This is a genomic window from Jatrophihabitans sp. (genome assembly GCF_035474675.1).
In the GTDB taxonomy this organism is placed as follows: domain Bacteria; phylum Actinomycetota; class Actinomycetes; order Mycobacteriales; family Jatrophihabitantaceae; genus Jatrophihabitans_A.
This window is the reverse complement of the sequence record NZ_DATINC010000017.1, coordinates 1-6,476: the sequence shown is the minus strand read 5'-3', so window position 1 is coordinate 6,476 and position 6,476 is coordinate 1. Positions and strand designations below refer to the sequence as shown.

The window sequence follows — 6,476 nt, the reverse complement described above, 5'->3', positions numbered from 1 at the left end:
GCTGCTGGACTCGCTGGAGGGCAAGCGCGGCCAGCCCCGGCTCAAGCCGCCGTTCCCGGCCACCAACGGCCTCTACGACGCGCCGACCGTGGTCAACAACGTCGGCACCCTGGCCAGCGTGCCCTACATCGTGTTGGGCGGTGCCGCCTGGCACAAGCAGATGGGCCCGGACGGCTCGCCCGGCACCTCGATCTACTCGCTGTCCGGCCGGGTCGCCAACCCCGGTCAGTACGAGGCCCCGATGGGCACCACGCTGCGCGAGCTGCTGGAGCTGGCCGGCGGCATGAGCCGCGGCCTGCCGTTGAAGTTCTGGACGCCCGGCGGCTCCTCCACGCCGCTGTTCACCGCCGAGCACCTCGACATCCCGCTGGACTTCGACGCGGTCGCCAAGGCCGGTTCGATGAACGGCACCTCGGCCGTGATGATCTTCGACTCCGGCGACAGCGTGGTGCAGGCCGTGCTGAAGTGGACCGAGTTCTACGAGCACGAGTCGTGCGGCAAGTGCACGCCGTGCCGGGAGGGCAACTACTGGACCGCCCAGATCCTGGAACGGATCTGGCACGGCCGGGGCACCCTGGCCGACCTGGACACGCTGCTCGACGTCTCCGACAACATCCTGGGCCGGTCGTTCTGCGCGCTCGGCGACGGCGCGACCAGCCCCATCACCTCCTCGCTGAAGTACTTCAGGGACGAATACCTCGCCCTGATCTCCAAGAACCCGAACGGCGGCCTGCAACCGTCCGAGCCAGCCCTGACCGGAGCCCGCGCATGACCGTCGCACCCGAGAAGTCCGGTACCGGGCAGCGTCCGGCCGAGGACCTGGTGACCGTCACCATCGACGGCATCGAGATCTCGGTACCCAAGGGCACCCTGCTGATCCGGGCCGCCGAGCAGCTGGGCATCCAGATCCCGCGGTTCTGCGACCATCCGCTGCTGGAACCGGCCGGTGCCTGCCGGCAGTGCCTGGTCGAGGTGACCGACATGGGCAACGGCCGGGGGATGCCCAAGCCCGCCGCGTCCTGCACCACCACCGTGATGCCGGGCATGGTGGTCAAGACCCAGCTCACCTCGCCGGTGGCCGACAAGGCCCAGCAGGGCGTGATGGAGCTGCTGCTGATCAACCACCCGCTGGACTGCCCGGTCTGCGACAAGGGCGGCGAGTGCCCGCTGCAGAACCAGGCGATGAGCAACGGGCGGGCCGACTCCCGGTTCTCCGACGTCAAGCGCACCTTCGCCAAGCCGGTCGCGGTCTCCAGCCAGGTGCTGCTGGACCGGGAACGCTGCGTGCTGTGCCAGCGCTGCACCCGCTTCTCCGAGCAGATCGCCGGCGACCCGTTCATCGACCTGCTCGAACGCGGCGCCCAGCAGCAGGTCGGCACCTCCACCGACACCCCGTTCCAGTCCTACTTCTCCGGCAACACCGTGCAGATCTGCCCGGTCGGCGCGCTGACCGGCGCGTCCTACCGGTTCCGGGCCCGGCCCTTCGACCTGATGTCCACCCCGACGGTGTGCGAGCACTGCTCGTCCGGCTGCGCGCTGCGGGCCGACTGGCGGCGTAGCAAGATCACCCGGCGGCTGGCCGGCGAGGACGCCGAGGTCAACGAGGAGTGGAACTGCGACAAGGGCCGGTGGGCCTTCCAGTACATCAACCAGCCCGACCGGCTGCTCACCCCGCTGGTCCGCGACCGGGCCGGCCAGCTGGTCCCGACGTCCTGGCCGCAGGCGCTGGAGGCGGCCGCCGCGGGCCTGGCGCGGGCCCGCGACAACGGCGGGGTGGGGGTGCTGCCCGGCGGCCGGCTGACCGAGGAGGACGCCTACGCCTACGCCAAGTTCGCCCGGGTGGCGCTGGGCACCAACGACATCGACTACCGCTCCCGGCCGAGCTCGGCCGAGGAGCTGGCCTTCCTCGGCGCGGCGGTGGCCGGCACCGGGATCGGGGTCAGCTACACCGACCTAGAGCAGGCCGGCACGGTGCTGCTGGTCGGTCTCGAGCCCGAGGAAGAGTCGCCGATCACCTTCCTGCGGCTGTACAAGGGAGTTCGCAACGGCCGCTGCACGGTGTACTCGATCGCGGCGCTTGCCAGCCGCGGGCTGGACAAGCTCGGCGGGCAGTTGCTGCCGGTGCTGCCCGGCGGCGAGGCCGCGGCGATCGCCGCCCTGGACTCCGGGCTGCGCACGGCGCTGGCCGGCGGCGTCATCCTGGTCGGCGAGCGGATGGCGGTGGTGCCCGGCGCGCTGAGCGCGGTGCTGGAGCTGGCCTCGGCCACCGGGGCCCGGCTGGCCTGGGTGCCGCGGCGGGCCGGTGAGCGCGGCGCGGTGGACGCCGGCGCGCTGCCCACCCTGCTACCCGGCGGCCGGCCGGTCAGCGACGACGCGGCCCGGGTCGAGGTGGAGCGGGTCTGGGACGCGCCCGTGCCGCCCGCGCCCGGCCGCGACCTGGCCGGCATGCTGACCGCCGCGCTGGACGAGGAGGCGCCGCTCGGCGGTCTGCTGGTCGGCGGCGTGGAGCTGGCGGACCTGCCGGACCCGGCGCTGGCCGAGGCGGCGCTGGCCGCGGCCGGCTTCGTGGTCAGCCTGGAGATCCGGCACTCGGCGGTCACCGAGCACGCCGACGTGGTGCTGCCGGTGGCGGTGGCGGCGGAGAAGGCCGGCCGGTTCGTCACCTGGGAGGGCCGGCGGCGGCCGTTCGACCTCACCCTGACCAACACCGGCCAGCTGGCCGACCACCGGGTGCTCAACGCCCTGGCCGACGAGCTGGACATCGACCTCGGCCTGCCGGACGTCGAGAGCGCACGTGCCGAGCTGGCTACCCTGGCCGCCGGTGCCGGTCGGCTCAGCCGCCGTCCGGAGCCGGTCCGGCCGCGGCCCGCCGACAACGCCTCGTCGCTGGTGCTGGCCAGCTGGCACGAGCTGATCGACGGCGGCCGGCTCACCGACGGCGAGCCGAATCTGGCCGGCACCAGCAAGCCGCTGCGGGTGCTGCTGGCCGCGAGCACCGCCGAGCAACTGGGCATCAACCCCGGCGACCTGGTCACCGTCAGCACCGCGCACGGGTCGCTGACCGCGCCCGCGGTGTTCGCCGAGCGGGCCGCGACCGGCGTGCTGTGGCTGCCGGCCAACCACCGGGACGGCTCGGTGCGTAAGGTGCTTCGCGCCGTGCACGGCGACCAGGTCACGGTGACCCGGGTGGCCGCCGCGGCGACGGCGGACGCGACGAGTGAGTGGAGGTAGGCAGATGACCAACGTGCTGTCCGCAGCCGCTGACCCGAACGCCACCCTGGCCGCGTTCGGGCACGACCCGTTCTGGCTGGTCGTGCTCAAGGTGGTCGGCGTGTTCGCCTTCCTGGTCGTGATGACGCTGTTCTCGATCGTCTTCGAGCGCAAGGTGGTCGGCCGGATGCAGAACCGGATCGGCCCGAACCGGGTCGGCCCGTGGGGCATCCTGCAGTCGCTGGCCGACGGCGTGAAGCTGGCCTTCAAGGAAGAGATCATCCCGACGCTGGCCGACAAGCCGGTGTACTGGATCGCCCCGGTGGTCTCCTGCGTGCCGGCCTTCCTGGCCTTCTCGGTGATCCCGTTCGGCCCGGACGTCTCGATCTTCGGCCACCACACCATGCTGCAGCTGACCGACCTGCCGGTGGGCGTGCTGGTGATCTTCGCCTGCTCCTCGCTCGGCGTGTACGGCATCGTGCTGTCCGGCTGGGCCTCGGGCTCGACCTACCCGCTGCTCGGCGGGCTGCGCTCGGCCGCCCAGATGATCTCCTACGAGGTCGCGATGGGCCTGTCGATCGTGATGGTCTTCCTCTACTCCGGCACCATGTCGACCTCGGGCATCGTGGCCTACCAGAGCGACCACCTGTGGAACGCGCTGCCGCTGTTCGTGTCCTTCGGGATCTACCTGATCGCCATGGTGGGCGAGACCAACCGGGCCCCGTTCGACCTGCCGGAGGCCGAGTCCGAGCTGGTCGGGGGCTTTCACACCGAGTACTCCTCGATGAAGTTCGCGCTGTTCTTCCTCGCCGAGTACGTCAACATGGTGACCGTCTCGGCGCTGGCCACCACGCTGTTCCTCGGCGGCTGGCGGGCACCGTTCCCGCTGTCGCTGTGGGCCGGCGCCAACTCCGGCTGGTGGCCGATGCTGTGGTTCACCGCCAAGGTGGTGCTGTTCATCTTCGGCTTCGTCTGGCTGCGCGGCACGCTGCCCCGGCTGCGCTACGACCAGTTCATGCACTTCGGCTGGAAGGTGCTGATCCCGCTCAACCTGGCCTGGATCCTGGCCATCACCACCATGCAGGTGCTGCGCGACCGCGGCTGGAACGCGATCGCGGTGATGCTGGTGGTGGGCCTGCCGATCATCGCGCTGATCGTGCTGTGGGCACTGTTCGACACCCGCCGCAGCAAGCGGCTGGAGGCCGAACTCGCCGCCGAGGAGGCCGCCGAGGCCGAGCTGCCGCCGGCCTTCCCGATCCCGCCGATGGATCTGGTGGTACCGCCCTCGCCCCGTCTGGTCAGTGCCGGCGTGACGTCGCAGGCACTGCCGGGTTCGTCCAGTTCCCTTCCGGAAGGTCCTGTCAATGGCTGACCAACCAGGTCCGCGGCCGTCCGCGGACGCCGCCGCCGGGCCCACCGGGGCCGCGGCGCCGATCGCCCGGGACTCCGACATCCCGATCGAGCGCCAGGCGGTCGTCCCGGTCGCTCAGGGGGCCGGGCCGGCCCAGCCCGGCGACGTGTCGGCCAAGGCGCTGCAGGATGACGAGTTCAACCACCCGAACGCCACCGTGGGCACGTTCGCGGCCGGGTTCGGGCTGACCTTCTCGACGATGTTCAAGAAGGTCTACACCCAGCAGTACCCGTTCGAGGTCTTTCCGACCGCACCGCGCTACCACGGCCGGCACGTGCTCAACCGGCACCCGGACGGCCTGGAGAAGTGCATCGGCTGCGAGCTGTGCGCCTGGGCCTGCCCGGCGGACGCGATCTACGTCGAGGGCGGGGACAACACCGAGGACGCCCGGTACTCGCCGGGGGAGCGCTACGGCAAGATCTACCAGATCAACTACCTGCGCTGCATCTTCTGCGGCCTGTGCATCGAGGCGTGCCCGACCCGGTCGCTGACGATGAGCAACTCCTACGAGCTCGCCCTGGACAACCGGCAGGACCTCATCTACACCAAGGAGCAGTTGATGGCCCCGCTGCTGCCCGGCATGGAGGCACCGCCGCACCCGATGCGGCTCGGCGACGACGAGAAGGCGTACTACACCCCGCGTCAGGACACCGGCGCGCCGCAGAGCGCGGCCAACGTCGCCGGCCGGCCGGTCAGCGGCCCGGCCATCGAGGTCGGCGGGCACCACGCATGAGCGCGACCCAGGCGGTGTTGGCCGCCGGTTCTACCCAGGTGAGCACCGGCGAGGCGGTGGCGTTCTGGATCCTCGGACCGGTGGCGCTGCTCGGCGCGATCGGCATGGTGCTGCTGCGCAACGCGGTGCACTCGGCACTGTCGCTGGTCGCCACCATGATGTGCCTGGGGTTGTTCTACGTGATCGAGCAGGGCCCGTTCCTGGGCCTGGTGCAGATCATCGTCTACACCGGCGCGATCATGATCCTGTTCCTGTTCGTGCTGATGCTGGTCGGGCGGGACTCGGCGGACTCCCTGGTCGAGACGCTGCGCGGCCAGCGGGTGGCGGCCCTGGTGGCCGGGCTCGGCTTCGCCCTGCTGGTGGCGCTGGGGATCGGGCGGGCCTTCACCGGCCAGACCGTCGAAGACCTCACCGACGCCAACGCCCAGTACGGCACCAACGTCAACGGGGTGGCGCGGGTGCTGTTCACCAAGTACCTGTTCGCCTTCGAGCTCACCTCGGCGCTGCTGATCGTGGCCGCAGTCGGGGCGATGGTGCTGGCCCACATCGAGCGCGACGGGGCCCGGCCGACCCAGAAGGCGCTGGCTCGCGAGCGGTTCCGGTCCGGCCGGCCGCAGCCGCTGCCCGGACCCGGCGTGCTGTCGTCGGGCAATGCGATCGGCACCCCGGCACTGCTGCCGGACGGCTCGGTGGCTCCCGAGTCGCTGCTGGGCAGCGGGACCGAGATCGGGGTCGGCGCGCCGCACGCGCTGCCCGAGCGGCAGGGAGAACTCTCGTGACTCGATTGCTCGGCTCGCGGAGGAGCGTGCTCGCCTCATGACCCCTACCTACTACCTGGTGCTGTCCGCGGCGCTGTTCTCCATCGGCGCGGTCGGGGTGCTGGTCCGGCGCAACGCCATCGTGGTCTTCATGTGCGTGGAGTTGATGCTCAACGCGGTGAACCTCACCCTGGTCACCTTCTCCCGCATCAACGGCACCCTGGACGGCCAGATCATGGCCTTCTTCGTGATGGTGGTGGCCGCGGCCGAGGTCGTGGTGGGCCTGGCCATCATCATGTCCATCTTCCGGACGCGGCGGTCGGCCTCGGTCGACGACGCGAACCTCCTGAAGTACTAAGAGGAG

General features: G+C 71.1%; 6 protein-coding genes. All 6 read left to right on the top strand.

From position 1 onward, the window contains the following. On the top strand, positions 1-772 hold a 772-nt coding region (locus tag VLJ82_RS01410), incomplete at its 5' end, for an NADH-ubiquinone oxidoreductase-F iron-sulfur binding region domain-containing protein (protein WP_408661534.1). After that, positions 769-3,231 carry an NADH-quinone oxidoreductase subunit G gene (locus VLJ82_RS01405; protein WP_408661533.1) on the top strand — a complete coding sequence of 821 codons (2,463 nt, stop codon included), beginning with the start codon at positions 769-771 and terminating at the stop codon, positions 3,229-3,231. The genes VLJ82_RS01410 and VLJ82_RS01405, both read left to right, overlap by 4 nt. A 4-nt stretch (positions 3,232-3,235) precedes the next feature. Continuing rightward, positions 3,236-4,582, top strand: coding sequence for an NADH-quinone oxidoreductase subunit NuoH (gene nuoH / locus VLJ82_RS01400; protein ID WP_408661532.1), 1,347 nt, complete (start codon positions 3,236-3,238; stop codon positions 4,580-4,582). A 238-nt stretch (positions 4,583-4,820) separates the two neighbouring features. Further along, on the top strand, positions 4,821-5,354 hold the full coding sequence (nuoI, locus tag VLJ82_RS01395; RefSeq protein ID WP_408661535.1) for an NADH-quinone oxidoreductase subunit NuoI: 534 nt from the start codon (positions 4,821-4,823) through the stop codon (positions 5,352-5,354). Then, positions 5,351-6,133: an NADH-quinone oxidoreductase subunit J gene (locus VLJ82_RS01390; RefSeq protein ID WP_408661531.1), complete on the top strand. Its 783-nt coding sequence runs from the start codon at positions 5,351-5,353 to the stop codon at positions 6,131-6,133. Before nuoI ends, VLJ82_RS01390 begins: the two co-directional genes overlap by 4 nt. A 37-nt stretch (positions 6,134-6,170) precedes the next feature. Continuing rightward, complete coding sequence (gene nuoK, locus VLJ82_RS01385; RefSeq protein WP_022914642.1) at positions 6,171-6,470, top strand: NADH-quinone oxidoreductase subunit NuoK; 300 nt, start codon at positions 6,171-6,173, stop codon at positions 6,468-6,470. Positions 6,471-6,476 lie beyond the last annotated feature (6 nt).

Coding starts and splice junctions, on each gene's coding strand:
- VLJ82_RS01405 (WP_408661533.1), top strand. CDS start 769: ATGACCGTCGCACCCGAGAAGTCCGGTACCGGGCAGCGTCCGGCCGAG.
- nuoH (WP_408661532.1), top strand. CDS start 3,236: ATGACCAACGTGCTGTCCGCAGCCGCTGACCCGAACGCCACCCTGGCC.
- nuoI (WP_408661535.1), top strand. CDS start 4,821: ATGTTCAAGAAGGTCTACACCCAGCAGTACCCGTTCGAGGTCTTTCCG.
- VLJ82_RS01390 (WP_408661531.1), top strand. CDS start 5,351: ATGAGCGCGACCCAGGCGGTGTTGGCCGCCGGTTCTACCCAGGTGAGC.
- nuoK (WP_022914642.1), top strand. CDS start 6,171: ATGACCCCTACCTACTACCTGGTGCTGTCCGCGGCGCTGTTCTCCATC.